This window comes from Vibrio sp. 2134-1 (assembly GCF_033339495.1).
Window position 1 is genome coordinate 1 of record NZ_JAWOUS010000208.1, and the last position, 911, is coordinate 911.

General features: G+C 44.8%; 2 protein-coding genes. One reads left to right on the top strand and one right to left on the bottom strand.

The window, feature by feature from the left end:
• Positions 1-531, top strand: a 531-nt coding sequence (locus tag R7R78_RS24970; RefSeq protein ID WP_225474481.1) for an efflux RND transporter permease subunit, incomplete at its 5' end; no start/stop codon positions are given.
• Positions 532-555: 24 nt separating this feature from the next.
• Here R7R78_RS24970 and R7R78_RS24975 read toward each other — a convergent pair.
• On the bottom strand, positions 556-911 hold a 356-nt coding region (locus R7R78_RS24975; RefSeq protein ID WP_225474482.1), incomplete at its 5' end, for a M23 family metallopeptidase.

Consider the following 911-nt stretch of genomic DNA (forward strand, 5'->3'; position numbering starts at 1 on the left):
GGCGTCATGGCGCTCATTCTCATCACGCAGTTCAACAGCTTTTATCAGGCATTTTTGATTTTGAGTGCGGTGCTGTTTTCAACGGTCGGGGTTTTTGCTGGGTTGCTTATTTTCCAAAAACCATTCGGCATCATCATGTCTGGCATTGGTGTGATTGCTCTGGCTGGTATCGTCGTTAATAACAACATTGTACTGATTGATACTTATAACCAAATGAGAAAAAGAGGACTGGACAAAGCAGAGGCTATCCTGCGGACCGGTGTGCAACGTTTGAGACCGGTGCTATTAACCACAATTACGACCATTTTAGGGTTGTTACCGATGGTTCTAGAAATGAACATCGATTTAGTTAATCAAAAAGTCGAATTTGGTGCGCCGAGTACGCAATGGTGGTCTCAGTTAGCGACGGCAGTAGCGGGGGGATTGGCATTTGCTACGGTGTTGACGTTGGTGCTTACGCCTTGTTTGCTTATGTTGGGAAGAGATCATCTTGCTAAGCCCGAACCTGATGAAAGCGAAGAGGCAGCGTAATGCTGCCTCTTTTTACTTTTCCGTTTATCTCATTGCCAGTAACTTACTGTAACGATCCAGCTTGTCCATACTGACTTTTGCATTCGCCATGAAGGTTTGTCTTGCTTTACCTGTTAACGATTTGGATTGCGGCAAATTCACTGTTCTTGGGTTTTTGTGTACGCCATTTACTAGGAACTCATAATGTAAGTGAGGTCCTGTCACACGACCTGTTCCACCAAGCGTACCGATAGTTTGACCTTGTTTAACACGTTGACCCGTTTTGACTGTGCGCTTCGTTAAGTGCAGATACTTGGTAATGTAAGTATTGCTGTGCTTGATGAACACGTAGTTCCCGTTGAACTTGTTGTAAGCCGATTTTTGCACCACACCATCACCAG